Source organism: Pseudomonas rhizophila (genome assembly GCF_003033885.1).
GTDB lineage: Bacteria > Pseudomonadota > Gammaproteobacteria > Pseudomonadales > Pseudomonadaceae > Aquipseudomonas > Aquipseudomonas rhizophila.
This window is the reverse complement of record NZ_CP024081.1, coordinates 5,405,973-5,429,790: the sequence shown is the minus strand read 5'-3', so window position 1 is coordinate 5,429,790 and position 23,818 is coordinate 5,405,973. Positions and strand designations below refer to the sequence as shown.

21 protein-coding genes, 1 pseudogene and 1 riboswitch are annotated in these 23,818 nt (G+C 61.0%); of the genes and pseudogenes, 13 read left to right on the top strand and 9 right to left on the bottom strand.

What is annotated here, in order from left to right; all coding sequences use genetic code 11:
- Positions 1-185 precede the first annotated feature (185 nt).
- From mdcA to madM, 9 genes are all read left to right on the top strand, one after another.
- Complete coding sequence (mdcA, locus tag CRX69_RS25200) at positions 186-1,856, top strand: malonate decarboxylase subunit alpha (RefSeq protein WP_047226944.1); 1,671 nt, start codon at positions 186-188, stop codon at positions 1,854-1,856.
- Entirely contained in the window at positions 1,857-2,732 is an 876-nt protein-coding gene (locus tag CRX69_RS25195) for a triphosphoribosyl-dephospho-CoA synthase (protein ID WP_047226945.1), read from the top strand.
- Positions 2,732-3,031 (top strand): malonate decarboxylase subunit delta, encoded by a 300-nt coding sequence (locus CRX69_RS25190; RefSeq protein ID WP_047226946.1) that lies wholly within the window; start codon positions 2,732-2,734, stop codon positions 3,029-3,031. Before CRX69_RS25195 ends, CRX69_RS25190 begins: the two co-directional genes overlap by 1 nt.
- On the top strand, positions 3,024-3,875 hold the full coding sequence (locus CRX69_RS25185; protein WP_047226947.1) for a biotin-independent malonate decarboxylase subunit beta: 852 nt from the start codon (positions 3,024-3,026) through the stop codon (positions 3,873-3,875). The genes CRX69_RS25190 and CRX69_RS25185 overlap by 8 nt, the downstream gene beginning before the upstream one ends.
- On the top strand, positions 3,872-4,675 hold the full coding sequence (gene mdcE / locus CRX69_RS25180; protein ID WP_107323038.1) for a biotin-independent malonate decarboxylase subunit gamma: 804 nt from the start codon (positions 3,872-3,874) through the stop codon (positions 4,673-4,675). The genes CRX69_RS25185 and mdcE overlap by 4 nt, the downstream gene beginning before the upstream one ends.
- Positions 4,669-5,292 carry a malonate decarboxylase holo-ACP synthase gene (locus CRX69_RS25175; protein ID WP_260990062.1) on the top strand — a complete coding sequence of 208 codons (624 nt, stop codon included), beginning with the start codon at positions 4,669-4,671 and terminating at the stop codon, positions 5,290-5,292. The genes mdcE and CRX69_RS25175 overlap by 7 nt, the downstream gene beginning before the upstream one ends.
- Positions 5,289-6,209: a malonate decarboxylase subunit epsilon gene (gene mdcH, locus CRX69_RS25170; protein ID WP_107323037.1), complete on the top strand. Its 921-nt coding sequence runs from the start codon at positions 5,289-5,291 to the stop codon at positions 6,207-6,209. The genes CRX69_RS25175 and mdcH overlap by 4 nt, the downstream gene beginning before the upstream one ends.
- Before the next feature lie 67 nt (positions 6,210-6,276).
- Positions 6,277-6,669, top strand: a complete 393-nt coding sequence (gene madL / locus CRX69_RS25165) for a malonate transporter subunit MadL (protein WP_047226951.1) — start codon at positions 6,277-6,279, stop codon at positions 6,667-6,669.
- A 5-nt stretch (positions 6,670-6,674) separates the two neighbouring features.
- A complete protein-coding gene (gene madM / locus CRX69_RS25160) occupies positions 6,675-7,439 on the top strand; it encodes a malonate transporter subunit MadM (RefSeq protein WP_076386537.1) in 765 nt (254 codons plus the stop codon).
- Positions 7,440-7,557: 118 nt separating this feature from the next.
- Here madM and CRX69_RS25155 read toward each other — a convergent pair whose 3' ends face one another.
- Complete coding sequence (locus tag CRX69_RS25155; protein WP_047226952.1) at positions 7,558-8,472, bottom strand: LysR family transcriptional regulator; 915 nt, start codon at positions 8,470-8,472, stop codon at positions 7,558-7,560.
- Positions 8,473-8,692: 220 nt separating this feature from the next.
- Here CRX69_RS25155 and trhA point away from each other — a divergent pair, with 220 nt between their 5' ends.
- Entirely contained in the window at positions 8,693-9,310 is a 618-nt protein-coding gene (gene trhA / locus CRX69_RS25150; RefSeq protein ID WP_047226953.1) for a PAQR family membrane homeostasis protein TrhA, read from the top strand.
- Positions 9,311-9,376: 66 nt separating this feature from the next.
- Here the strand turns inward: trhA and CRX69_RS25145 are convergent, their stop codons facing one another.
- Positions 9,377-10,096, bottom strand: a complete 720-nt coding sequence (locus CRX69_RS25145) for a 16S rRNA (uracil(1498)-N(3))-methyltransferase (protein ID WP_047226954.1) — start codon at positions 10,094-10,096, stop codon at positions 9,377-9,379.
- Positions 10,097-10,296: 200 nt separating this feature from the next.
- Positions 10,297-11,703 (bottom strand): adenosylmethionine--8-amino-7-oxononanoate transaminase, encoded by a 1,407-nt coding sequence (locus tag CRX69_RS25140; protein ID WP_076383370.1) that lies wholly within the window; start codon positions 11,701-11,703, stop codon positions 10,297-10,299.
- Between the two features lie 224 nt (positions 11,704-11,927).
- Here CRX69_RS25140 and CRX69_RS25135 point away from each other — a divergent pair, with 224 nt between their 5' ends.
- The 3 genes from CRX69_RS25135 (at position 11,928) to CRX69_RS25120 (ending at position 16,282) form a co-directional block, all read left to right on the top strand.
- A complete protein-coding gene (locus CRX69_RS25135; RefSeq protein ID WP_107323036.1) occupies positions 11,928-13,685 on the top strand; it encodes a flavin monoamine oxidase family protein in 1,758 nt (585 codons plus the stop codon).
- 1,416 nt (positions 13,686-15,101) lie between these two features.
- Complete coding sequence (locus CRX69_RS25125) at positions 15,102-15,653, top strand: cytochrome b (protein WP_047226958.1); 552 nt, start codon at positions 15,102-15,104, stop codon at positions 15,651-15,653.
- Positions 15,654-15,685: 32 nt separating this feature from the next.
- The gene (locus CRX69_RS25120) at positions 15,686-16,282 is read left to right on the top strand and encodes a YceI family protein (RefSeq protein ID WP_047226959.1); all 597 of its coding nucleotides are present in this window, start codon (positions 15,686-15,688) and stop codon (positions 16,280-16,282) included.
- A 437-nt stretch (positions 16,283-16,719) separates the two neighbouring features.
- Here CRX69_RS25120 and CRX69_RS25115 read toward each other — a convergent pair.
- The 6 genes and pseudogenes from CRX69_RS25115 to ahcY form a co-directional block, all read right to left on the bottom strand.
- Positions 16,720-16,953: pseudogene (locus tag CRX69_RS25115) on the bottom strand (IS110 family transposase); the annotation flags it as partial.
- A gap of 121 nt (positions 16,954-17,074) precedes the next feature.
- On the bottom strand, positions 17,075-18,940 hold the full coding sequence (locus tag CRX69_RS25110) for an RNA helicase RhlE2 (protein WP_047230429.1): 1,866 nt from the start codon (positions 18,938-18,940) through the stop codon (positions 17,075-17,077).
- Positions 18,941-19,206: 266 nt separating this feature from the next.
- Entirely contained in the window at positions 19,207-19,983 is a 777-nt protein-coding gene (locus CRX69_RS25105) for a substrate-binding periplasmic protein (protein ID WP_107323034.1), read from the bottom strand.
- 55 nt (positions 19,984-20,038) lie between these two features.
- Positions 20,039-21,121 (bottom strand): hypothetical protein, encoded by a 1,083-nt coding sequence (locus tag CRX69_RS25100; protein ID WP_047230427.1) that lies wholly within the window; start codon positions 21,119-21,121, stop codon positions 20,039-20,041.
- A gap of 83 nt (positions 21,122-21,204) precedes the next feature.
- Positions 21,205-22,050 carry a methylenetetrahydrofolate reductase [NAD(P)H] gene (gene metF, locus CRX69_RS25095; protein ID WP_047230426.1) on the bottom strand — a complete coding sequence of 282 codons (846 nt, stop codon included), beginning with the start codon at positions 22,048-22,050 and terminating at the stop codon, positions 21,205-21,207.
- A gap of 180 nt (positions 22,051-22,230) precedes the next feature.
- Positions 22,231-23,640, bottom strand: a complete 1,410-nt coding sequence (gene ahcY, locus CRX69_RS25090) for an adenosylhomocysteinase (protein WP_076383373.1) — start codon at positions 23,638-23,640, stop codon at positions 22,231-22,233.
- 23 nt (positions 23,641-23,663) lie between these two features.
- A riboswitch (S-adenosyl-L-homocysteine riboswitch) is annotated at positions 23,664-23,770 on the bottom strand.
- Between the last annotated feature and the right edge of the window lie 48 nt (positions 23,771-23,818).

The window sequence follows — 23,818 nt, the reverse complement described above, 5'->3', positions numbered from 1 at the left end:
AGCCCCGCTTCTGAAAGGAAGCGGGGCTTTTTGTTGGGGGCTGTTTGAGTATGTGAATACCGCCCGAATGGACCCTATGCGCAGACCATTACCCTAACCGTAATAGTTCGCCACTTAGCTTGATTGATGCCCGCGCCACAACACTCCTAATGTGACCCCCACGACAGCGAACCCGTGGAGTGGTCATGACAACAACAATATCCCCCGACTCGCGCTGGACGCGGCGGCGTTGCGAAAAGCAGCGGCGTCTCGAGCTGGTGAAGGGGCTTGCCGACGGTGTGGTGTTGCCCACCGACAAGATCGTCGCGGCGCTGGAGGCGTTGATCCTTCCGGGCGATCGCGTGGTGCTGGAAGGCAATAACCAGAAGCAGGCGGATTTCCTGTCACGCTCTCTGGCCAAAGTCGACCCGGCGAAGCTGCACGACCTGCACATGATCATGCCCAGCGTCGGTCGCTCCGAACACCTGGACCTGTTCGAACGCGGCATTGCCCGCAAGCTGGATTTTTCCTTCGCCGGCACCCAGAGCCTGCGCATCAGCCAGTTGCTCGAAGACGGGCTGCTGGAAGTCGGCGCGATCCACACCTACATCGAGCTCTATGCCCGGTTGGTGGTGGACCTGATTCCCAATGTAGTGCTCTCGGCCGGGTTCATGGCCGACCGTGCCGGCAATATCTACACCGGCCCCAGCACCGAAGATACCCCCGCGCTGATCGAGCCGGCGGCCTTCAGCGATGGCATCGTCATCGTCCAGGTCAACCAATTGGTGGACGATGTCAGCGACCTGCCACGGGTTGATATCCCGGCGTCCTGGGTCGATTTCGTGGTGGTGGCCGACAAGCCGTTCTACATCGAACCGTTGTTCACTCGCGACCCGCGCCACATCAAGCCGGTGCATGTGTTAATGGCGATGATGGCCATCCGCGGGATCTACGAAAAACACAATGTCCAGTCCCTCAATCACGGCATCGGGTTCAACACCGCCGCCATCGAGCTGATCCTGCCGACCTACGGCGAGTCCCTCGGCCTGAAGGGCAAGATCTGCCGTAACTGGACCCTCAATCCCCATCCAACCCTGATTCCGGCCATCGAAAGCGGCTGGGTCGAAAGCGTGCATTGCTTTGGCACCGAACTGGGCATGGAAAACTACATCGCCGCGCGGCCGGACGTGTTCTTCACCGGTCATGACGGCTCGCTGCGCTCCAACCGCATGGTCTGCCAACTGGCCGGGCAATACGCGGTGGACCTGTTCATCGGCGCCACTTTGCAGGTGGACGGTGACGGACATTCTTCGACGGTGACCCGTGGCCGACTGGCCGGTTTCGGCGGTGCGCCGAACATGGGCCACGACCCGCGGGGGCGCCGTCACGGCACGCCGGCCTGGCTCGACATGCGCCACGGCGATGGTGAGGCGCCGCTGCTTGAGCGCGGCAAGAAACTGGTGGTGCAGATGGTCGAGACCTTCCAGGAGGGCGGCAAACCCACCTTCGTCGAAACCCTCGACGCGGTGGAGGTGGCGAAAAAAGCCGGCATGCCCCTGGCACCGATCATGATCTACGGCGACGACGTCACCCATTTGCTCACCGAAGAAGGCATCGCCTACCTGTACAAGGCCCGCTCGCTGGAAGAGCGTCAGGCAATGATCGCGGCCGTGGCCGGGGTCACTGCCATCGGTTTGCGCCATAACCCGAAAGACACTGCCCGTATGCGCCGCGAAGGCTTGATTGCCCTGCCTGAAGACCTCGGCATTCGTCGCACCGATGCCACCCGCGAGTTGCTCGCCGCCAAGAGCGTGGCCGATCTGGTGGAGTGGTCCGGTGGTCTCTACAACCCGCCCGCCAAGTTCAGGAGTTGGTAAATGCACGCCTTCAACCTGCAACCGAAAAAATTGTCCTTGGCCGAGCGCTTGGCGGATATGGCCGTGGACGCGCTGATCGACGAAGCCGACCTGTCACCCAAACCGGCCCTGGTGGATCGGCGCGGCAATGGCGCCCACACCGATCTGCACTTGGGGCTGATGCACGCTTCGGCGCTGTCGCTGTGGCCGGCATTCAAGGAAATGGCCGACGCCGCCCTTGAATGCGGCGAGATCGGCCTGCCGTTGCGCGAAGCCCTTGGGCGGATCGGCCGTGAGGGGGAAGCGGCGATGCTCGCTACCACCGATGGTGTGAACACCCACCGCGGCGCGATCTGGGCGTTGGGGTTGTTGGTGGCTGCGGCCGCGCTGGAACCTGAATCCAGCGTCGCCAGCGCCGTCACCTTACGTGCCGCCCGCCTGGCCTTGCTCAACGATCGCTACGCCCCCAAACCTTTCAGCCATGGCGCTCAAGTGGCCCAACGCTACGGCGTGCGCGGTGCCCGGGAAGAAGCGCAACTGGCATTCCCGGCCGTCACCGGCCTGGGCCTGCCACAACTCAAGCGCAGTCGCGCGGCGGGGGCGGGAGAACAGAACGCCCGGCTCGATGCCTTGTTGGCGATCATGACGACGTTGGCCGACACCTGCGTGCTCTACCGCGCCGGTGAGCCAGGTTTGCAGGCCATGCAGCACGGTGCCAGAGCGGTGCTCGACGCCGGTGGCAGTGCCAGCCTGGGCGGTCGTCGCCAGTTGCATGCGCTGGACCAACAACTGATTGCCATGAACGCCTCGCCCGGCGGCGCTGCTGACTTGCTCGCCGCCTGCCTGTTCCTCGACCGTATCGAGCGCGGCGATGGCCTCTTCCCAGGAGTGTGCTGATGCAAACCTTATCCTTTGAATTTCCCGCCGGGCAGCCGCCACGGGGCCGGGCGCTGGTGGGCTGTGTCGGCTCGGGCGACCTGGAAGTGCTGATCGAGCCGGGCCTGGCGGGCAAGTTGACCATTCAGGTGCAGACCTCGGTCAACGGCAGTGAACAACGCTGGCAACACCTGTTCGCCCGCATGTTCGACGGCCAGATGCCGCCGGCCCTGGCGATCGACATCCACGATTTCGGCGCCACCCCCGGGGTGGTGCGTTTGCGCCTGGAACAGGGCTTCGAGGAGATCGGCCATGACTGACAGCGCCGCGTTGCTCAACAAACACAGCTTCGTCGAGCTGGGTGCCCGGCAACGGGCCAAGGCCTTGCTGGATAACGGTTCGTTCCGTGAGCTGCTCGACCCCTTTCAGCGAGTCATGTCGCCGTGGCTGCTGCGCCAGGGCGTGGTGCCGCAAAGCGACGACGGTGTGGTGATCGCCAAGGGTTTGCTGGATGGCCTGCCGGTGGTGATCGCGGCCATCGAAGGCGCGTTCCAGGGCGGCAGCCTTGGCGAAGTCGGCGGGGCGAAGATCGCCGGCGCGCTGGAGCTGGCCGCTGAAGACAACCGCAAGGGCATCCCGACCCGCGCCGTGTTGCTGCTGGAAACCGGCGGCGTGCGTCTGCAAGAGGCCAATCTGGGGCTGGCGGCGATTGCCGAGATTCATTCGGCGATTGTCGACTTGCGCCAGTACCAGCCCGTCATCGGTGTGGTGGCCGGCAGCGTCGGTTGTTTTGGCGGCATGTCCATCGCCGCCGGGCTGTGCAGCTATCTGCTGGTGACCCAGGAAGCGCGACTGGGCCTGAACGGTCCGCAAGTGATCGAGCAGGAAGCCGGGATCGACGAATACGATTCCCGTGATCGGCCGTTCATCTGGAGCCTGACCGGCGGTGAGCAACGCTTCGCCACCGGGTTGGTGGACCGCTATGTGGCTGATGACGTGGCGCAGATCCGCGAGCAAGTCAGCCAGTTGTTGCAGTTGGGTGTACCCGCCGAGCACCGCAGCGGTCAGGCCGAGGTGTTCCTGCAACGTTTGGCCCGACTGGACACTGAAGTGCAAATCGAACCGGCCGCGGTTCGCCAGCTGTATCAGGGAGAACGCCCATGAATTCGTATTCGTTGAGAGGCTTGCGCTGGTTCGCGGCTCTGAGCGACGGCGCCACGCCGTTGGCAGGATTGCCCGCTTCTCTGAAAGTGGCCGACGTCACGTTGGGCGAGCAGAACGTGCGGCTGTTGGCCGTCGTGGCCGATCCCGATAGCCGTTTCCCTCGTGCCCGCAACGGCGAAGTCGGTTTGCTGGAAGGCTGGGGCTTGGCCAAGGCCGTGGATGAGGCTATTGACGCCGACCGTGATGCGTCCAGCAAGCGCGCGCTGATTGCCATCGTCGATGTGCCGAGCCAGGCCTATGGTCGTCGCGAAGAAGCCCTCGGCATTCATCAGGCCCTGGCCGGTGCCGCAGACAGTTATGCCCGAGCGCGGCTGGCCGGGCATCCGGTGATTGGTTTGCTGGTGGGCAAGGCGATGTCCGGGGCGTTCCTGGCCCACGGTTATCAGGCCAACCGGTTGATCGCCTTGCGTGATCCGGGTGTGATGGTCCACGCCATGGGCAAGGCCTCGGCGGCGCGGGTAACCCTGCGCAGCGTCGAAGAGCTTGAAGCCCTGGCCGCCAGCGTGCCGCCGATGGCCTACGACATCGACAGTTTCGCCAGCCTCGGTTTGCTCTGGGAAACCCTGTCGGTGGAGCAGATCGAACAGCCAAACGCGGCGGATCTGGCACGGGTCAGGGATTGTCTGCAACAGGCGATCAACGAAGTGGCAGGTGCGCCTCGGGACCTGAGCAGCCGTCTCGGGGCGACGCATCGTGCGGCTTCCAGCACCGTTCGCCAATTGTTGAGAGCGCAGTGGTGAGCACCTTCCTGGCCCACGACCTGCTATGGGGAATGACTCCACAGGCGTTGCCTGCGGATGCGCCGGCGTGGGTCATTGAGTCCTTGAGCCTTGAGCAGCCGGTGGTGGTGCGGCGAGCGATCACCGCGCCGGGACACATTGCCGTGGGCGTGCGAGGCGTCTCGCGGGAACAGCGTTACGCCACGTCGATGCCGGTGGCGGCGATCCAGCGCCGGGTGCGCCCGGAGGACCTTTGCCATGTCGCATTGCGCCGTGACTTGCCGGCGTTGCAGGCGCTCGCTCAAGTGCGGCCAATGCTGGATGCCAGCGGCTGGATCTGGGGCGTCAGCGGCAGCGCCGGATTTGAACTGGCCAGTGGCATCCAGGCGCTGCATGCACGCAGCGATCTGGACTTGATCCTGCGCACACCGGATCCGCTGGATCGTATCCAGGCCAGGGATTTGTTGGCACAACTGGACGGTTCGACGTGCGCCGTGGACATGCAACTGCAAACCCCCTTCGGCGCCGTCGCCCTGCGCGAGTGGGCCGGCTCGGCGCGGCGGGTATTGCTCAAGGATAATCTTCAGGCGCGTCTGGTGACCGATCCATGGCAACCGGCGCTGGAGCAAGTGGCGTGAGCAGCCTTTTGGTATTCCCCGGCCAGGGTGCGCAGCGAGCGGGCATGCTCCAGGGCGTGTCGCCGCAACTGCTGGAACTGGCCTGTGAAGTGCTGGGCGAAAACGTACGACAGCTGGACAGCACCGAGGCGTTGCAATCGACCCGAGCCGTACAACTGTGTCTGTTGATCGCGGGTGTCGCGGCGGCCCGGCAATTGTTGGAACAGGCACCTGTGCCGGATTACGTCGCGGGCCTGTCCATCGGCGCGTACCCGGCGGCGGTGGTGGCTGGTGCGCTGGGGTTCGATGATGCATTGCGCCTGGTCAGCCTGCGTGGCGAACTGATGCAGCAGGCGTATCCGCGAGGCTACGGCATGACGGCGATCATCGGCCTTGATCTGGCGACAGTGGAGGCGTTGCTCGCGCAGGTACACAGCGCCATGACGCCGGTTTACCTGGCCAACATCAATGCCGATAACCAGGTGGTCATCGCTGGCAGTGACGAGGCCATGGCCAGCGTTGCCGAGAGAGCACGCCGCCAGGGCGCCGCGAAAGCGTGTCGGCTGGCGGTGAGCGTACCGTCCCACTGCCCGTTGCTGGAGGTCCCGGCCCGGGCACTGGCCCAGGCGTTTGCCGACGTGCCGTTGAAAGCGCCCGCTTTGGGTTATCTGAGCGGCAGTCGTGCCCGGCCCGTGGTGAACACCGACGCCTTGCGTGAGGACCTGGCCTTCAACATGTGCCGCGTGGTGGATTGGCGCGGCACCGTGCAAAGCGCCTACGAGCGAGGCGTGCGGTTACAGATCGAACTGCCACCCGGTGCGGTTTTGACGGGACTGGCGCGTCGGGTGTTCGAGCAGGGCACCGTCATTGCCTTCGACGGTGCGCGCCTGGACACCTTGCAGACGTTGCTCAGAGAGGAGGGACGCCGCCGACCCTAAACCACCGACTCAAGCTGGCGAAGCACAAAAACAACAACTTCGACGATGCACTTTGAGGACTACAACAATGATTATTTACGGTGTGGCGTTTTTGGCCTTTTGTACCCTGGCGGGTATTTTCATCGGTGAGCTGCTGGGCAAACTGATCGGCGTGCCGGCCAACGTCGGCGGTGTCGGCATTGCGATGCTGCTGTTGATCGGCCTGGGCAGTTACCTGAGCAAACGCGGCCTGTTCAAGGGCAAATCCGAAGCCGGCGTGGAATTCTGGAGTGCGATCTACATTCCTATCGTGGTCGCGATGGCGGCCCAGCAAAACGTCTATGGCGCGCTCAAGGGCGGGCCAATGGCGATTCTGGCTGGGACCCTGGCGGTGGTGATTGCCTTTGCGATGGTGCCGGTGCTGGTGCGCATCGGCAACAAAGGGCCTGAAACCGATGTTTCCGCCAAGACAGTCGGGTGATTGCCATGTACGAATCAATGATGAAAGTGATCACCGGCTACGGTCTGCTCAGTGGCTTTGCGATTGTCGGCATCACCATGTGGGTGTCGTACTGGATCAGCGACACGTTCACCAAGGGCCGCCTGCACGGTTCGGCCATCGCGATTCTCCTGGGGTTGGTGCTGTCGTACATCGGCGGTGCGATGACCGGCGGGCAGAAGGGTGTAGTAGACATTCCGCTGCTCTCGGGCATCGGCCTGCTGGGCGGCGCCATGCTGCGTGACTTCGCCATAGTAGCCACGGCGTTCGGCGTGAGTGTCGAGGAACTCAAGCGCGCCGGTTTCGTCGGAGTGCTGGCGTTGTTCGTCGGGGTGGCCACCTCGTTCATCGCCGGTGTCGGAGTGGCGATGGCCTTCGGTTACACCGACGCGGTGAGCCTGACCACCATCGGCGCCGGAGCGGTGACCTACATCGTCGGGCCGGTCACTGGCGCGGCGATCGGTGCCAGTTCCGAGGTAATGGCGCTGTCCATCGCCGCCGGTTTGATCAAGGCGATCCTGGTGATGGTGGCGACGCCGTTCGTGGCACCTTTTATTGGCCTTAACAATCCGCGCAGTGCGGTGATCTTTGGCGGGTTGATGGGCACTTCCAGCGGCGTGGCCGGCGGCCTGGCGGCCACCGATCCGAAACTGGTGCCGTATGGTTGCCTGACGGCGGCGTTCTACACGGCGCTCGGGTGCTTGCTCGGGCCTTCGCTGTTGTATCTGATCATGCGGGGGTTGTTGGGCTAAGGCTTTGAATTTTCGCTGAGCGGGCTGTCCTCATCGCGAGCAGGCTCGCTCCCACATTGGATCGGTGTTCACCATCCCGTGTGGGAGCGAGCCTGCTCGCGATGAAGGCGACTGGGTCTCAAGCCTGGCGATTGGCATACATCCGGCACTCCGCCAGCAACGCCAGCAAATTCGGATCGCGCTCCTTGGCCTTCAGGAATACCACGCCGATGTGCTGCTGAAGCCGATACTTTTCCTGCAACGGGATCAGTTTCACCCGGTTTTCATACACCGCCGCAATCCGTCCCGGCAGCAAGGCATAACCGACCCCGGAGCTGACCATGCTCAGCAGGGTGAAGATGTCGTTGACCTGCATCGCCACCTTCGGCTCGAACCCCGCCTGCTTGAACACTCGATTACCATCCTGATGAGTGGCGAAGCCCTGGGTGAGGGTGATGAAGGTTTCGTTGCACACTTCGGCCAGGTCCACTTCACTGCGTTGGGCGAAGGCTGAATCGGCTGGCGTGGCGAGAAAAATGTCGTCTGAAAACAGCTCGATATGCTCGCAGTCAGGGTCGTTCACGCTGTCGTCCAGGGAGATCAGGATGGCGTCCACCTCCATGTTCTTGAGCTTGTACAGCAGGTCGATGTTCGAGCCCAGGATCAGGTCGATGTTCAGTTCGCTGCGGCGGATTTTCAGGCCCATGATCAACTGCGGCACGGTCTTGACCGTCAGTGAATACAGCGAGCCGAGCTTGAACCGCTCCGCGGAAAACCCGGCGGCTTCACGGGTCAGGCGCACGCTTTCGATCACGTCCTGGATCAGCTTCTGTGTGCGTTCTTCCAGCACGTAAGCGCTTTCCAGGGGGGTGAGGTTGCGGCCCTCGTGCTTGAACAACGGGCAACGCAAGGCGCTTTCCAACGAGTGAATGGCCCGGTGTACGCTGACGTTGCTGGTCTGCAACTCGGCCGCCGCCCGCGCAAGATTGCCGGTGCGCATGAACGCCAGGAACACCTCGAGTTTTTTCAGGGTCAATTCTTCGTCGATCAGCATGGGGTGGACTCTTATTCGTATCGCCCGATTGTGCCCCAATCGGTAGGAGGATGTTGATCTGTGGGAGCAAAGCTTGCTCGCGATGCAGGCGACTAGGCTCCTGAGGCACCGCGTTATCTTCATCGCGGGCAAGCCTTGCTCCCACAGAGAGCTAAACATTGCACTTTGTAGCGCCAAGCCTGAGCCTTGGCGTCTGTTTTGGAATGTGAGGTGGGACTGGATGTATCACGGAGAGCGACTCAACGCCTGGACCCACCTGGTCGGGGCGGTGGCGGCTTTTATCGGGGCGGTGTGGTTGCTGGTAATTGCCGGGATGACGGGCGATGCGTGGAAAATCGTCAGCGTGGCGATCTACGGTTTCACCTTGCTGGTGCTGTACAGCGCTTCGACGGTTTACCACAGTGTGCGCGGGCGCAAGAAAGCAATCATGCAGAAGGTCGATCACTTTTCGATCTATCTGCTGATCGCCGGCAGCTATACGCCGTTCTGCCTGGTCACCCTGCGCGGGCCGTGGGGCTGGACCTTGTTCGGGATTGTCTGGGGGCTGGCGCTGATCGGGATCTTGCAGGAGATCAAGCCGCGCTCTGAAGCACGAATCCTGTCGATCGTGATCTACGCGGTGATGGGCTGGATCGTGCTGGTGGCGGTCAAACCGTTATTGGCCGCCTTGGGCAGCGCCGGCTTTGCCTGGCTGGCTTCGGGTGGTGTGTTGTACACCGTCGGCATTGTCTTTTTCGCGCTGGACCATCGGTTGCGGCACGCCCATGGCATCTGGCATCTGTTCGTGATCGCCGGCAGTTTGCTGCATTTTGTGGCGATCTTGTTCTATGTGCTCTAGCTCATAACCACCGCTGGTCCTGTGGGAGGGAGCAGGCTCGCTCCCACACGGCTTCTTCATTCGACTTTAGAAATCCCCCCACAGCTGCTGTGCCACGGCCAGTGCCACCACCGGTGCGGTTTCAGTGCGCAGCACGCGCGGGCCGAGGCGGGCGGCGTGGTAGCCGGCGGTCCCGGCTTGTGCCACTTCGGCATCCGACAAACCGCCTTCGGGGCCGATCAGGAAGGCCAGGCTCGACGGTCTGGCATGGCTGACCAGCGGCTCGGCCACCGGGTGCAGCACCAGTTTCAGTTCGGCGTCGGTTTGCTTCAGCCAGTCGGCCAGTAGCAGCGGCGGGTGGATCACCGGCACGGTGGAGCGCCCGCACTGCTCGCAAGCGCTGATCGCCACCTGGCGCCAGTGCAGCAGGCGTTTGTCGGCGCGTTCGTCCTTGAGGCGCACTTCGCAGCGCTCGCTGAAAATCGGCGTGATCTCGTTGACGCCCAGTTCGGTAGCTTTCTGGATCGCCCAGTCCATGCGCTCGCCCCGGGACAGGCCCTGACCGAGGTGGATGCGCAAGGGCGATTCAACCTGCCCGGCGAATTGTTCGTTCAACTGCACAAGCACGCGTTTTTTGCCGACTTCGGCCAGGGTGCCGCGAAACTCCTGGCCAGAGCCGTCGAACACCTGCACCGCATCGCCCTCGGCCATGCGCAGCACCCGACCGATGTAGTGGGCCTGGGCTTCGGGCAGTTCGTGAGCGCCGAGGCTGAGGGGGGCGTCGATGAAGAAGCGGGACAGTCTCATTTCGAATCTCTGAAAAAGTTAAACCTGTGGCGAGGGGATTTAGCGAAACGTCGCACCGCCCCGCTGGGCTGCGAAGCAACCCCAAATGCTTACAACGCGATTTGCCTGAAGTATCGGAGTGTCCGGTTTTAGGGCTGCTGCGCAGCCCAGCGGGGATAAATCCCCTCGCCACAACAGTATTCCAACAAGAACACCGGGGTTTAACCCGGATCACGGAAACCGGGATGAAAATCCTTCGGCACCGCCACGCTGACCTTGTCCCGGGTGGCGATGTCGATGCCCTCGCTGGCCACTTCAGCCAGGAAGTCGATTTGCTCGGGGGTGATGACATACGGCGGCAGGAAATACACCACGCTGCCCAGCGGCCGCAGCAATGCGCCGCGCTCCAGAGCATGCTGGAACACCGTCAGACCGCGACGTTCCTGCCATGGGTAAGCGGTCTTGCTCGCCTTGTCCTTGACCATCTCGATGGCCAGGACCATGCCGGTCTGGCGCACTTCGGCCACGTTCGGGTGATCGGCCAGGTGCGCGGTGGCGCTTGCCATGCGTTGGGCGAGGGCCTTGTTGTTTTCGATGACGTTGTCTTCTTCGAAGATATCCAGCGTCGCCAGGGCCGCTGCGCAGGCCAACGGGTTGCCCGTGTAGCTGTGGGAATGCAGGAAGGCGCGCAGGGTCGGGTAGTCGTCGTAGAACGCGCTGTAGACCTCATCGGTCGTCACGCACGCCGCCAGCGGCAGGTAGCCGCCGGTCAGGGCCTTGGACAAACAAAGGAAGTCCGGGGTGATACCGGCCTGTTCACAGGCGAACATCGTGCCGGTGCGGCCGAAGCCGACGGCGATTTCGTCGTGGATCAGGTGCACGCCATAGCGGTCGCAAGCCTCGCGCAGCAGTTTCAGGTACACCGGGTGATACATGCGCATGCCACCGGCGCCCTGGATCAGCGGCTCGACGATTACGGCGGCCACGGTGTCGTGGTGTTCGGCCAAGGTCTGTTCCATGGCCGCGAACAGATTGCGCGAATGCTCTTCCCAGCTCATGCCTTCGGGGCGGAGGTAGCAATCGGGGCTCGGCACTTTGATCGTGTCCAGCAGCAACGCCTTGTAGGTTTCGGTGAACAGCGGCACGTCGCCCACCGACATCGCGGCGATGGTTTCGCCGTGGTAGCTGTTGCTCAGGGTGACGAAGCGCTTCTTGGCCGGCTGGCCACGATTGATCCAGTAGTGAAAGCTCATCTTCATCGCCACTTCGATGCAGGACGAGCCGTTATCGGCGTAGAAACACCGGGTCAGGCCTTCAGGCGTCATCTTCACCAGGCGCTCGGACAGTTCGATCACCGGCTGGTGACTGAAGCCGGCGAGGATCACATGCTCCAGTTGATCGACCTGGTCCTTGATGCGCTGGTTGATCCGCGGGTTGGCATGGCCGAACACGTTGACCCACCAGGAACTGACGGCATCGAGGTAGCGCTTGCCTTCGAAGTCTTCCAGCCACACGCCTTCACCGCGCTTGATCGGGATCAGCGGCAGCTTTTCGTGGTCTTTCATCTGGGTGCAGGGATGCCATAGCACCGCGAGATCGCGTTGCATCCACTGGTTATTCAGGCCCATATACAGTCTCCTCGAGGCGGCTCGCGGCGGGCGCGGGCAAAACAATCGGGCAAGCCTATGCAATGGCAGCCCCGGGGACAACCCATTGTGTCATTCCTGCTACCTTGAGTAAGGCGATAGACGCCGCTGGCGGCGCTGGGGTGGCTGACGTATTCTTCGCCGTTCTCTGAGCCGTCTGGCTCGAAAAACTGATCGTTCCTGCGTTTTATTCCGGAGTTCGCTGAATGTCTGCTGGTTGGCTGCGCGCCTGTGCGCTGGTGGTGATAGGGCTGTTCAGCGTGTGTGCGCTGGCCAAGGACAAGCAACCGACGGTGATCGTCATCGGCGGCGGCCTGGCGGGGCTCACGGCGGCCTACGAGCTGCAGAACAAAGGCTGGCAGGTAACCCTGCTGGAAGCCAAGCCAAGCCTGGGCGGTCGTTCGGGCATGGCCACCAGTGAATGGATCGGCAACGAAAAAACTCAGCCGGTACTGAACAAGTACATCTCGACCTTCAAGCTGAGCACCACACCGGCCCCGGAGTTCGTGCGCACCCCCAGCTATTTGATCGACGGCACCTACCTCACCGCCGCTGACCTGGCGACCAAGCAACCGGCCACGGCTGAGGCCCTCAAACGTTACGAAACCACCCTGGACGACCTGGCCCGTTCCATTGAAGACCCACAGAACCCGTCGGCCAACAACACGTTGCACGCACTGGACCAGATCAGTGTCTCCAACTGGCTCGACCGTCTGCAATTGCCGACCACCGCGCGGCAGTTGGTGAACCAGCAGATCCGCACCCGCTATGACGAGCCGTCGCGACTGTCGTTGCTGTATTTTGCCCAGCAAACCCGGGTCTACCGTGGTGTGTCCGACCGTGACCTGCGCGCCGCGCGCCTGCTGGGTGGCAGCCCTGTGTTGGCCCAGGCTTTCGTCAAGCAACTGAAAACCATCAAGACCAGCTCGCCCGTCTCGGCCATCTCCCAGGACAAGGACGGCGTTACCGTCAAGGTTGGCAGCGTCGGCTATCAAGCTGACTACGTAGTGCTGGCGGTGCCGTTGCGAGCCCTGAACAAAATCCAGCTGACCCCGGCCCTGGACGCCCGGCATCAGGGCGCGATCAAGGGCACCAACTACGGCTGGCGCGACCAGATCATGCTCAAGTTCAAGACCCCGGTCTGGGACAGCAAGGCGCGCATGTCGGGTGAGATCTACAGCAACACCGGTCTGGGCATGATGTGGATCGAGCCGGCCATGAAGGGCGGCGCCAATGTGGTCATCAATCTGTCCGGCGACAACGCCCGGGTGATGCAGGCCTTTGGTGACAAGCAGATGGCCGATCAGGTGCTGATTCGCTTGCACGCGTTTTACCCGCAGGCCCGGGGTGCTTTCACCGGTTATGAAATTCGCCGCTACAGCACCGACCCGTCCATGGGCGGCGCGTACCTGGCCTTCGGACCGGGCCAGATCAGCAAGTACTGGCGCCTGTGGGAAATGCCGTTGCAGCGCGTAGCCTTTGCCGGCGAACACACCGACACCTTGTATCCGGGCACTCTGGAGGGCGCGTTGCGTAGCGGTCAGCGGGCAGCCAGCCAGGTTGAAGACCTGGCGGCGGGCAAATCGTTTGAACCGGCCAAGGTCGTGCCGGTGGCAGCGGCAGCAGCTGCCGGTGCGGTGGCGGCGAAGAAGGGTAATTTTTTCTCCAACCTGTTTGGTGGCTCGGATGACGACAAGAAGCCGGAGCCGGTCAAGGCTCCGGAGCCGGTAGCGCCTGCTCCAGTGCCGGCACCCGCCCCAGCGCCCGCACCGGTGGCACCATCCGCGCCAGCCCCGGCGAAAGTTGAGCCCGCCAAGAAAGCAACCACCAAACCAGCGGTGAAAAAACCAGCCGCCAAGACCCCGGCCAAAAAAGCCCCGGCCAAGGCTCCGGTGAAAAAGGCCCCGCCGGCGAAGAAGCCGGCAGTCAAACCGACGACGACTACTGAAACCAAGGCTCAGTAACGATCAGGTGGAAAGAACGCGGCTCAAGGGCCGCGTTTTTTATCCAGTATCAAGCGTACCGGCGGCGCCACTCAAAGCCCGGCGTCGCTTAATAAGCGCTACGTCCTACACGCCTTGGCGATATATCGGAAACTTCCCACCCTTTAACCAGAAGCAGGCTATAGCGCTTACCAAGCCATAAGTCTAGGCTCCTCGAAAAACAGGAGCGCGTATGAAAATACTAATGGCAGTGGTTGTATTGGTTTCGATATATGGATGTGTGTATGGCGAATGCCGGGATCCTTTGACAATTCCGATGATTCCAAAAAGAGATCCGCAGTTAGCACACAAATGCTCCATCGATCCATATAAGCCTGAGTGTTCGGTAAACTAATTCTTCAAGTTTCAGGCTCGTAAACTGGAGCGACCATGAAACCGATAGAAGCTTTGATGTTCTTTATAATGCTCGCCAGTAGAGGCTTTACTGACGGTCGTATGACGCTTAAAAAATACGACCCTCAATTGGCGTACAGATGCGATATGGATCCACAGGTCCGAGTACCCCATTAAGTAACATTACCTAAGAGAATTTTTAGAGGGGGGTAACGAAAATGACCACGTATGAATTGGCACGTCCTCAAACAGGATCCTGACCCGCTTCGGCTTCGACATACGTCCCGGAACGAAGCCAAAGCGGGCCCAGCAGAGGTTGCCTGTTCGCATGTCAAAAATGACTAGGTTTCCATCGTCCTGCATGGTCATACAAGTGTTATACCAAAGTGACTTATCAGTACTGTGGGTGCTTTCGGCGATCCACAATCGCCGTCTGGACGGATCATAAAGAAAGCCGCTGTTGCTGACGACGAATTGTAGAGGTTCACGCATTCTCCTTGGATACAACGTGACGCTGTGAGGTTGTTTATCACCAGCGGTCCAGATAATTGCCTCGCGGTCCTTGATTACCAAGTTTCCATCGGCCTGCAATATCAATCGGAACCGCCCATTACTGGATTTTAGGTATTGCCCCGGGGACATCGTTTGATTAGGGGGTAATTGCGGCGAGCCGTTAGCTTTAAAATGGGTATAACGAACAGCCATTTTGTTCACCTTGTTCAATGAGTTGTGGAGCGCTCATTTGATCAAGGGTGAAAGTGAAAATGGCGATAGATATATATTGAATGGAACAAATAGTTGGACGGCGGTGACGGCTCCGGTGCGGTCCCCTGTGGGAGCGAACCTGCTCGTGATGAGGTCCATACAGGCCCCAAAGGCTGCCTGATCGCCTCGCCATCACCCGCCGTTTCCCCTTTAATCTTTCCTTAACCCACCCCCTCCAGACTGATGATCGTATTTCTCGATATTTCAAAGCAAAATTTTCCGCTTTAAATCGATAGATAACTCGCTAGTCTTGGTCGCAGTTTTCACAGGATATGAGCAATGCAGCTACGCAACTCTTCTTCTCGCTATGGCTGGGTCAGCATCGTTTTGCACTGGGGCATTGCACTGGTGGTGTACGGGCTGTTCGCGCTGGGGCTGTGGATGGTCGGCTTGGATTACTACAGCACTTGGCGTAAAGACGCGCCGGACCTGCACAAGAGCATTGGCTTGGTGCTGCTGGCAGTCATGTTGCTGCGGGTGATCTGGCGGGTTGTCAGTCCGCCACCACCGACCTTGTCAACCTATGGCCGCCTGACCCGCGTCGGCGCCAAGCTTGGCCATAGCGCACTGTATCTCGGGTTGTTCGCCGTGATGATTGCCGGTTACCTGATTTCCACCGCAGACGGTGTCGGGATTCCGGTGTTTGGTCTGTTTGAAGTACCCGCGCTGGTGTCCGGACTGCCCGATCAGGCAGACGTTGCCGGCCAGATTCACTTCTACCTGGCATGGGCGCTGGTAATTTTCTCCGGCCTCCATGCGTTGGCAGCATTGAAACACCACTTTATCGATCGTGACGCGACCCTCAAGCGCATGCTGGGACGCCAAGCCTGATGTTCAACCTCGACTCCAAAGGAATAGAAAGCATGTTGAAAAAAACGCTCGCCGCCCTGGCAATCGGTTCTGCCCTGCTGTCGGCCGGTCAGGCCATGGCTGCCGACTACGTGGTCGACAAGGAAGGCCAACACGCCTTCGTCGACTTCAAGATCAGCCACCTGGGCTATAGCTACATCACCGGTACCTTCAAGGACATCGACGGCAAGTTCAGCTTCGACGCCGCCAAGCCTGAAGACAGCAAGATCGAGTTCAACGTGAACACCGCCAGCGTGTTCACCAACCACGCCGAGCGCGACAAGCACATCGCCAGTGCTGACTTCCTGAACGCGAGCAAATTTGCCAAGGCCACCTTCGTGTCCACCAGCGTCAAATCCACCGGCAAGAACGCTGATGGCAAGGAAACCGCCGACGTGGCTGGTGACCTGACCCTGCTGGGCGTGACCAAGCCTGTCGTGGTCAAAGCCACCTTCCTGGGTGAAGGCAAGGACCCGTGGGGCGGCTACCGTGCCGGCTTCGAAGGGACCACCAGCATCAAGCGTTCCGATTTCGGCAAGCAGAAAGACCTGGGCCCAACGTCCGACGTGGTCGAGCTGTACGTTTCGTTTGAAGGTGTCAAAGCGAAATAACATTCGCGCCTGACAAAAAACGCCCCTGATCTTGGATCAGGGGCGTTTTTTATTGCCGTATGGAATCTTGTGAACCGCACATGACCCCTTGTGGGAGCGAGCCTGCTCGCGATTGCCATGGGTCAGTCAACCTCTGTACTGGCTGAACCACCGCAATCGCGAGCAGGCTCGCTCCCACGGGGTGAAGTTGGCGTTACTCAAAAAAATCTATGGTCACCCCCATTTTTGCAATACTGATTAATGGGTGAAGTGGTTGGCTTGCTTAAATCTATCCGGCGTCGATCCAGGGCATGCCCCGCGCCACGATGAGAGTCGCGCCTGACGATCCTGAAAAATGCCGCGGCTTCTGAAGCCGATTTTTATGTCAGGTTCTTCGTCAGGCCGGTGGGCCGTTCACGTCATCCGTTGTTCAGCTATCGCAAAACCTGAAGGGTGATTCGTGGTACTGCAACAACCGCAGGGTGCCCCATGGCCATCAGCTGGCGAGCGACGAAATGCGCCCCGGCACAAGCTTCCATCACCACGGTACAGGCCGGCAGATTGCCGAAGAGCGTCATCATCTGTTGACGCGAGAACTTCTTGCGAAACACCTCTCGGCCCAATTTGTCTTGGCCGTGCAGGTGGAAACTGTGTTTACCGAGATCGATCCCGATCAGCGCTGACTCGCTCATAATGATGGCCTCCGAAAACAAAACACCCTGCGAAAGCGTAGCCCTCGCAAGGTGTGGGGGTGACCATCTCATTAATGCCCCTGATCGCGAGATCAGGGGCATTTTTACGGCTTGGAGAAACTCAGCGATTGCGGGTCAGCAGTGCCGGCTTCTCGCCCCGTGGACGGCTTGGCAGTTGATCCAGCTGTTCAGGCGTCGGGAATCGATCGATCTTCGACTCCTTGTGCATGATCTTCGGCTGGTTACCACGAGGGGCTTGCACGGCAGGTTCCTGACGAGGCTGCTCGTCACGTGCCGGGCGGCGAGGGCGGGAGTCTTCGCGGCGGGCCTGGCCGTCACGAGGTGCGCCGTTGCGCGGGCCGCTGCGCTTGGCCGGCGGGGTGCCGGTGGACGAGCCGTTGCTGTTGCGCGGGCCGTTCTGACGCCCCTGGGATTGGCCACGAGGAGCACCTGCGCCCGCCGCGCCCTGTGCCGGTGCGCCAGGACGACGTCCGCGACCCTGGGCGGGTTTCTGCTGCGGCACGTAATCGACGCGGTTGCCGAAGTTATCGATATCGTCGTCCAGGAACTCGTCCGGTGCGCGATCGGCAGCGGCACGTGGTGCCGGGCGCTGCTGTTCACGGGCCGGGGTACCTTCGCGAGGCTTGTGCTCGCGAGCCGGGCGTTCGCCGCGACTGGTGCTGGCCGATTTTTCCTTGCCCTTGTCCTTGCCTTTGTCTTTACGGCCGCCGCCACCACCGCCGCCGCCATTTGGACCGTCACCGCGAGGGCCACGGGCATTGCGTGGGTTGCGCACGTCCGGACGTTCACGCACTTCAGGCTTCTCGGCCTCGATGGTGCTGGCATCGAAGCCCATCAGGTCGCCATCGGCGATTTTCTGCTTGGTCATGCGCTCGATGCTTTTGAGCAGTTTCTCTTCGTCCGGCGCGACCAGCGAGATCGCTTCGCCCGAACGGCCGGCCCGGCCAGTACGACCGATACGGTGTACGTAGTCTTCATCGACGTTCGGCAACTCGAAGTTGACCACGTGGGGCAACTGGTCGATGTCCAGACCGCGAGCGGCGATGTCGGTGGCAACCAGAATGCGCACTTCGCCGGCCTTGAAGTCGGCCAAGGCCTTGGTGCGGGCGTTCTGGCTCTTGTTACCGTGGATCGCCACGGCCGGCAGGCCATGTTTGTCCAGGTACTCGGCCAGACGGTTGGCGCCGTGCTTGGTGCGGGTGAACACCAGGACCTGTTCCCAGGCGCCGGCGGTAATCAGGTGCGCCAACAGGGCACGCTTGTGGCTGGCCGCCAAGCGGAACACACGTTGTTCGATGCGCTCGACCGTGGTGTTTGGCGGTGTGACTTCAATGCGTTCCGGGTTGTGTAGCAGCTTGCCGGCCAGGTCGGTGATGTCCTTGGAGAACGTCGCCGAGAACAGCAGGTTCTGACGCTTGGCGGGCAGGCGGGCCAGCACTTTCTTCACGTCATGGACAAAGCCCATGTCGAGCATGCGGTCGGCTTCGTCCAGCACGAGGATTTCCACGTGGGACAGATCGACGCTGCCCTGGCCGGCCAGGTCGAGCAAACGACCCGGACAGGCCACCAGCACGTCGACGCCACGGGCCATGGCCTGGACCTGAGGGTTCATGCCAACGCCGCCGAAAATGCAGGCACTGACGAATTTCAGGTCGCGAGCATAGATCTTGAAGCTCTCGTGTACCTGGGCCGCCAGTTCGCGGGTAGGGGTCAGGACCAGGACGCGCGGTTGGCGCGGGCCGTGACGCTGGGATTTGTCTGGGTGACCGTTGGGGAAAAGCCGCTCCAGGATAGGGAGGGCAAAACCACCGGTTTTACCAGTGCCTGTCTGCGCCGCGACCATCAGATCGCGACCTTGCAACACGGCGGGGATGGCCCGCTGTTGCACCGGGGTAGGCTGGGTGTAGCCGGCAGCCTCGATGGCGCGGACTAAAGCCTCGGAGAGACCGAGGGAAGCAAAGGACATGAGTAATCCTGTTTTAGTGAGGGCCTGGCCCAATGGGATAGTCTTGCCGGGCGCGAATGACGTTCAACAAAAAGACGTCATCCCGTCCGGTCCTGCCGAGTCTGGAAGGCAGGTCCGGACAGGGCTCGCGCGGGCTGGAAGCTGCGCTGTAGCGGTGTCGGGATGCCTTTTGCAAGACCGGGCGTCCGGGCGTGAGCCTGGCGGGAAGGCCGGAGTATAACAGAGCAAACGCCGTGCGCCGCTTTCCTGCTGCTCAACGGTTTATTTCAACGCTGCACCGGGCTGGACGGTTTGGTCCTGGCAGACGGAACGGCGCCATAGCGGGCGATCAGCTCGGCATAGGCCGGTTCGCGCTTGAAGCGCTTGAGCTCGGCGCTGAAGCGCTGCACCAGCAGATCCATCCCGGCGTTGCGCCGCACCGCCAGGTATTGGCTTTGACGGCTCACAACCACGGGGTTTTCGGTGATCTGGTCGCCCAGTTGCATTTGCTTGAGTACGTGCCGACCCACCCGGCGGTCGGTGATGAGCAGGTCAATCCGGCCCAGTTGCAACTTGCCAAAGTTGGCTTCATGGGTGGGTGCCGTCTCACGTTTGAACAGGGGCGATTCTCTGAAGGCCTGGCTGTACAGATAACCGGGCGAGGTGCCCACGGTCAGGCCGACCAAGTCATCGAGCGTGCGAAAGGGATGGGGGCGGGCGTTGGCGTAGAACATCACGAACTCCACGTCCGAGAGCGGTTCGCTGGGGTAAAGCAGCATGGCGTCGCGTTCGTTGCTGTGGAAAATGTCCAGCGCACCGTCCGCCAGGCCCTGCTCAAGCATCGCCAGGCAACGTTTCCACGGCAGCAGTTGCCATTGCACATCAATGCCCAGGCGCTTGAACACAATGGCGGTGGTTTCGTAGTCGAGTCCCAGGACCTGGCCGTTCTCTTCGTAGACATAAGGCGCCCAGGGTTCGGTGACAATGCGCAACTTCTCGGCCCGGGCATCCATGCTCAGGTACAGGAGGACAAAGGTGGTCAGTAACCGGGTGATGAAGGGCATGGCCTGAGGTTACGACGAGAGCTCATCAAATAGCTAGAGCCCTCTGGCCCGCGGCTTAATTGCCTTTTGCCTGCATTAGGTGCCGATAGATGGCTTCGCGGCGCTCGCCCAGCACCCAGCGAATCAGTGGGTGGTTGAGCCATCGTTTGAGTTCATGGTCTTTCAATGGCTCTTTCAGGCGATTTTCAACGTTCTCCCTGGCCTTTTCCCACCAGACCGGCGCGCAGGCCTGGTCGAACGGGTTGGTGTGACGGTAGCAGCCGTAGAGAATTTCGCGCATGAATTGCCGTTTATGGCTGGGTAACGCCACGGTAATCAATTTATAAGCCAGACGTTGCAATGTGGGCGGTCGGGGTAACGTCGCGGTGACTTGTCGGGTTTCATCCAGGGCCGATTGGCACATGGGCGCGGCATGATGTTTGTCGAGCCAAGCCTTGGTTTTGGCGCGGAACAGCTGTTTGCGGCTCCAGTAATGGTGAATCAGGTCCGGACATTCGCGCACGTGTACCGAACGATAGGCCGCCACCGAAAGGCAAAACTCTTCCAGCGTGTAGGCTCCGTTCGCCATGGGATAAAACTCGTCCATCAGGGCAATCGAGCGATCCAGAACTGATGCGTCGGTCCAATGAAGACCAATCACGCCCGAGTTCAACTGCGGCATGTTGTCATCCGCCAGTTGCCGTCGTTGCAGGGCTTGCGCCAGCGTTACGTAAAGTACGGCATCCTTGTTGGCGCCATAGTTCAGATCTACCGCGTTGCAGAGCAACGTGCCGGGCTGAATGCGCCGAAACAGCTCCAGAGGAGAGCAGTGGAAGAAGGTGTCGGTGTCGATCAGCAGTGCCAGCTCGACTTCCTCAAGCACCTTTTGCATGACTACATGCTTTGCGCGAAAGTGATAGCCGTGCGGCTCGATCCAGGTCTGACGGGTTTCGTTGTCGAGGTGGCGTACGCGCACCGGGAGTCCAGCGTAGGGCATGGGATTGTCGGTAAATACTTGGATGTCCAGTGCCTCACCCGGGCTCTCGCGCAGTCCGGCCAAGGCGCTGGCAATGCTGAACACGGCTTCTTGATGATAGGTCTCGGCCCCGTAGACCAGATAAATGAGTTGTGGGGTCGTTAACCTTTGACCAATAGGCATCTACTGCATCCCTCCAGATATTTCGGGTAGAAAAAAGGCCTTGGTTTTTCGCCAAGGCCTCTTTGTACCGCCCAATTAAGACATTAACGCGGCAGCTTGAGGTTATTCCATACTGCGAGGCTGGGCTCGGCCTGGTTCAGGGTATAGAAATGCAGCCCCGGTGCCCCGCCTTGTAACAAGCGTTCACACATTTGTGTGATGACTTGCTCTCCGAAGCTTTGGATGCTGGATGTGTCGTCGCCGTAGGCTTCCAGCTGCTTGCGGATCCAGCGTGGGATTTCTGCCCCGCAGGCGTCGGAAAAACGCGCGAGTTTGCTGTAGTTGGTGATTGGCATGATCCCCGGCACGACAGGAATGTCGACGCCCATCTTGCGTACGCGGTCGACAAAGTAGAAGTAGCTGTCAGCGTTGAAGAAGTACTGGGTGATCGCGCTGTTGGCGCCGGCGTTGGCCTTGCGTACGAAGTTGAGCAGGTCGTCTTCGAAGTTGCGTGCCTGGGGGTGCATCTCTGGGTAGGCCGCCACTTCGATATGGAAGTGCTCACCGGTTTCTTCACGAATGAATTCAACCAGGTCGTTGGCGTGGCGCAGTTCACCGCTCGCCATGCCCATACCCGAGGGCAGGTCACCGCGCAGGGCCACGATACGGGTGATGCCGGCAGCCTTGTACTGGCTCAACAGGCTGCGCAGATCGGCTTTGCTGTCACCCACGCAGGACAGGTGCGGGGCGGCGGGGATTTTGACTTCACTTTCGAGCTGCAACACGGTGTTGATCGTGCGGTCACGGGTCGAACCGCCAGCGCCATAGGTGCAGGAGAAGAAGTCGGGGTTGTAGCTCGCCAACTGACGGGCAGTGGCGATCAGTTTTTCATGCCCAGCATCGGTCTTCGTCGGGAAGAACTCGAAGCTGTAGCGACGGTCTTGGGACATGGTCATATCCTTGGAAACTCGTAGGCCGGGGAGGCTTGCATATCCCTTGCGGGAGCGGACTCATGTGGGAGCGAGCCTGCTCGCGATTGGCATCACCTCGGTCTGACAGTCAGATCAAGGTGCCTGCATCGCGAGCAGGCTCGCTCCCACAGGTCCGCTCCACCAAGGAGGCAGCGCCGATCAGTACCGGTAGGCGTGGGGCTTGAACGGGCCTTCGACGGTCACGCCGATGTAGTCAGCCTGTTGCTTGGTCAGTTTGGTGACCACGCCGCCGAAACCGCGGACCATTTCCAGGGCCACTTCTTCGTCGAGTTTCTTGGGCAGCACTTCCACGGTCAGGCGCTCGGCTTTCTGGGCTGGCGACAGGTCGGCGTATTTCTGGCCGAACAGGAAAATCTGCGCCAGGACCTGGTTGGCAAACGAGCCGTCCATGATGCGGCTTGGGTGGCCGGTGGCGTTGCCCAGGTTCACCAGGCGGCCTTCGGCCAGCAGGATCAGGTAGTCATCGTTCTGTGGGTCGAAGCTGCCGGCGCCGGTGCGATGCACCTTGTGGACCTGTGGCTTCACTTCTTCCCACGCCCAGTTCTTGCGCATGAAAGCGGTGTCGATTTCATTGTCGAAGTGGCCGATGTTGCAGACCACGGCGCGCTTTTTCAGGGCCTTGAGCATGTTCGCGTCGCAGACATTGACGTTACCGGTGGTGGTCACGATCAAATCGATCTTGCCCAGCAGCGCTTTGTCGATGCTTGCTTCGGTGCCATCGTTGTTACCGTCGATGAACGGCGAAACCAGCTCGAAGCCGTCCATGCAGGCCTGCATGGCGCAGATCGGGTCAACTTCGGACACCTTGACGATCATGCCTTCCTGGCGCAGGGACTGAGCCGAGCCCTTGCCCACGTCACCGTAGCCGATCACCAGCGCCTGCTTGCCCGACAACAGGTGGTCGGTGCCGCGCTTGATGGCGTCGTTGAGGCTGTGACGGCAGCCGTACTTGTTGTCGTTCTTGCTCTTGGTCACCGAGTCGTTGACGTTGATGGCCGGGATCTTTAGTTCGCCCTTGGCCAGCATGTCCAGCAGGCGGTGTACGCCGGTGGTGGTCTCTTCGGTCACGCCGTGGACGTTGTCCAGTACGGCTGGGTATTTCTTGTGCAGCAGTTCGGTCAGGTCGCCGCCGTCGTCAAGAATCATGTTGGTGGCCCATGGCTGGCCATCCTTGAGGATGGTCTGCTCCAGGCACCATTCGTATTCCTCTTCGGTCTCGCCCTTCCAGGCAAATACCGGGATACCGGCAGCGGCAATGGCGGCAGCGGCCTGGTCCTGGGTCGAGAAGATGTTGCAGGACGACCAGCGCACTTCCGCACCCAGGGCAACCAGGGTTTCGATCAGCACGGCGGTCTGAATGGTCATGTGGATGCAGCCGAGGATCTTCGCGCCCTTGAGCGGTTGCTCGCCGGCGTATTTGCGACGCAGACCCATCAGGGCTGGCATTTCGGATTCGGCGATGATGATTTCGCGACGACCCCAGGCAGCCAGGGACATGTCAGCGACTTTGTAATCGGTAAAATCTGCAGGCGTGATAACAGCGCTCATGAAGAGCCTCCATTCGTAATGTATGCGAATGGGCGCCGTTGTGCGTTTAGTGTCCGTGCGGGGAGCCCCGTACAAACAACGCCCCATCCGAGCCTGACAGGTCGAACCTGCTGCAGCGCCCCTCGGACAGGTGGCGGGAACGGTCCAAAGCGAGGACCGAGGTAAAGCGGTGGCGATT

Coding starts and splice junctions, on each gene's coding strand:
- CRX69_RS25105 (WP_107323034.1), bottom strand. CDS start 19,983: ATGCCCTTCATCACCCGGTTACTGACCACCTTTGTCCTCCTGTACCTG.
- CRX69_RS25125 (WP_047226958.1), top strand. CDS start 15,102: ATGCAGCTACGCAACTCTTCTTCTCGCTATGGCTGGGTCAGCATCGTT.
- mdcA (WP_047226944.1), top strand. CDS start 186: ATGACAACAACAATATCCCCCGACTCGCGCTGGACGCGGCGGCGTTGC.
- CRX69_RS25190 (WP_047226946.1), top strand. CDS start 2,732: ATGCAAACCTTATCCTTTGAATTTCCCGCCGGGCAGCCGCCACGGGGC.
- CRX69_RS25140 (WP_076383370.1), bottom strand. CDS start 11,703: ATGGGCCTGAATAACCAGTGGATGCAACGCGATCTCGCGGTGCTATGG.
- ahcY (WP_076383373.1), bottom strand. CDS start 23,640: ATGAGCGCTGTTATCACGCCTGCAGATTTTACCGATTACAAAGTCGCT.
- madM (WP_076386537.1), top strand. CDS start 6,675: ATGTACGAATCAATGATGAAAGTGATCACCGGCTACGGTCTGCTCAGT.
- CRX69_RS25120 (WP_047226959.1), top strand. CDS start 15,686: ATGTTGAAAAAAACGCTCGCCGCCCTGGCAATCGGTTCTGCCCTGCTG.
- metF (WP_047230426.1), bottom strand. CDS start 22,050: ATGTCCCAAGACCGTCGCTACAGCTTCGAGTTCTTCCCGACGAAGACC.
- CRX69_RS25185 (WP_047226947.1), top strand. CDS start 3,024: ATGACTGACAGCGCCGCGTTGCTCAACAAACACAGCTTCGTCGAGCTG.
- mdcE (WP_107323038.1), top strand. CDS start 3,872: ATGAATTCGTATTCGTTGAGAGGCTTGCGCTGGTTCGCGGCTCTGAGC.
- CRX69_RS25135 (WP_107323036.1), top strand. CDS start 11,928: ATGTCTGCTGGTTGGCTGCGCGCCTGTGCGCTGGTGGTGATAGGGCTG.
- CRX69_RS25100 (WP_047230427.1), bottom strand. CDS start 21,121: ATGCCTATTGGTCAAAGGTTAACGACCCCACAACTCATTTATCTGGTC.
- trhA (WP_047226953.1), top strand. CDS start 8,693: ATGTATCACGGAGAGCGACTCAACGCCTGGACCCACCTGGTCGGGGCG.
- CRX69_RS25110 (WP_047230429.1), bottom strand. CDS start 18,940: ATGTCCTTTGCTTCCCTCGGTCTCTCCGAGGCTTTAGTCCGCGCCATC.
- CRX69_RS25145 (WP_047226954.1), bottom strand. CDS start 10,096: ATGAGACTGTCCCGCTTCTTCATCGACGCCCCCCTCAGCCTCGGCGCT.
- CRX69_RS25195 (WP_047226945.1), top strand. CDS start 1,857: ATGCACGCCTTCAACCTGCAACCGAAAAAATTGTCCTTGGCCGAGCGC.
- madL (WP_047226951.1), top strand. CDS start 6,277: ATGATTATTTACGGTGTGGCGTTTTTGGCCTTTTGTACCCTGGCGGGT.
- CRX69_RS25155 (WP_047226952.1), bottom strand. CDS start 8,472: ATGCTGATCGACGAAGAATTGACCCTGAAAAAACTCGAGGTGTTCCTG.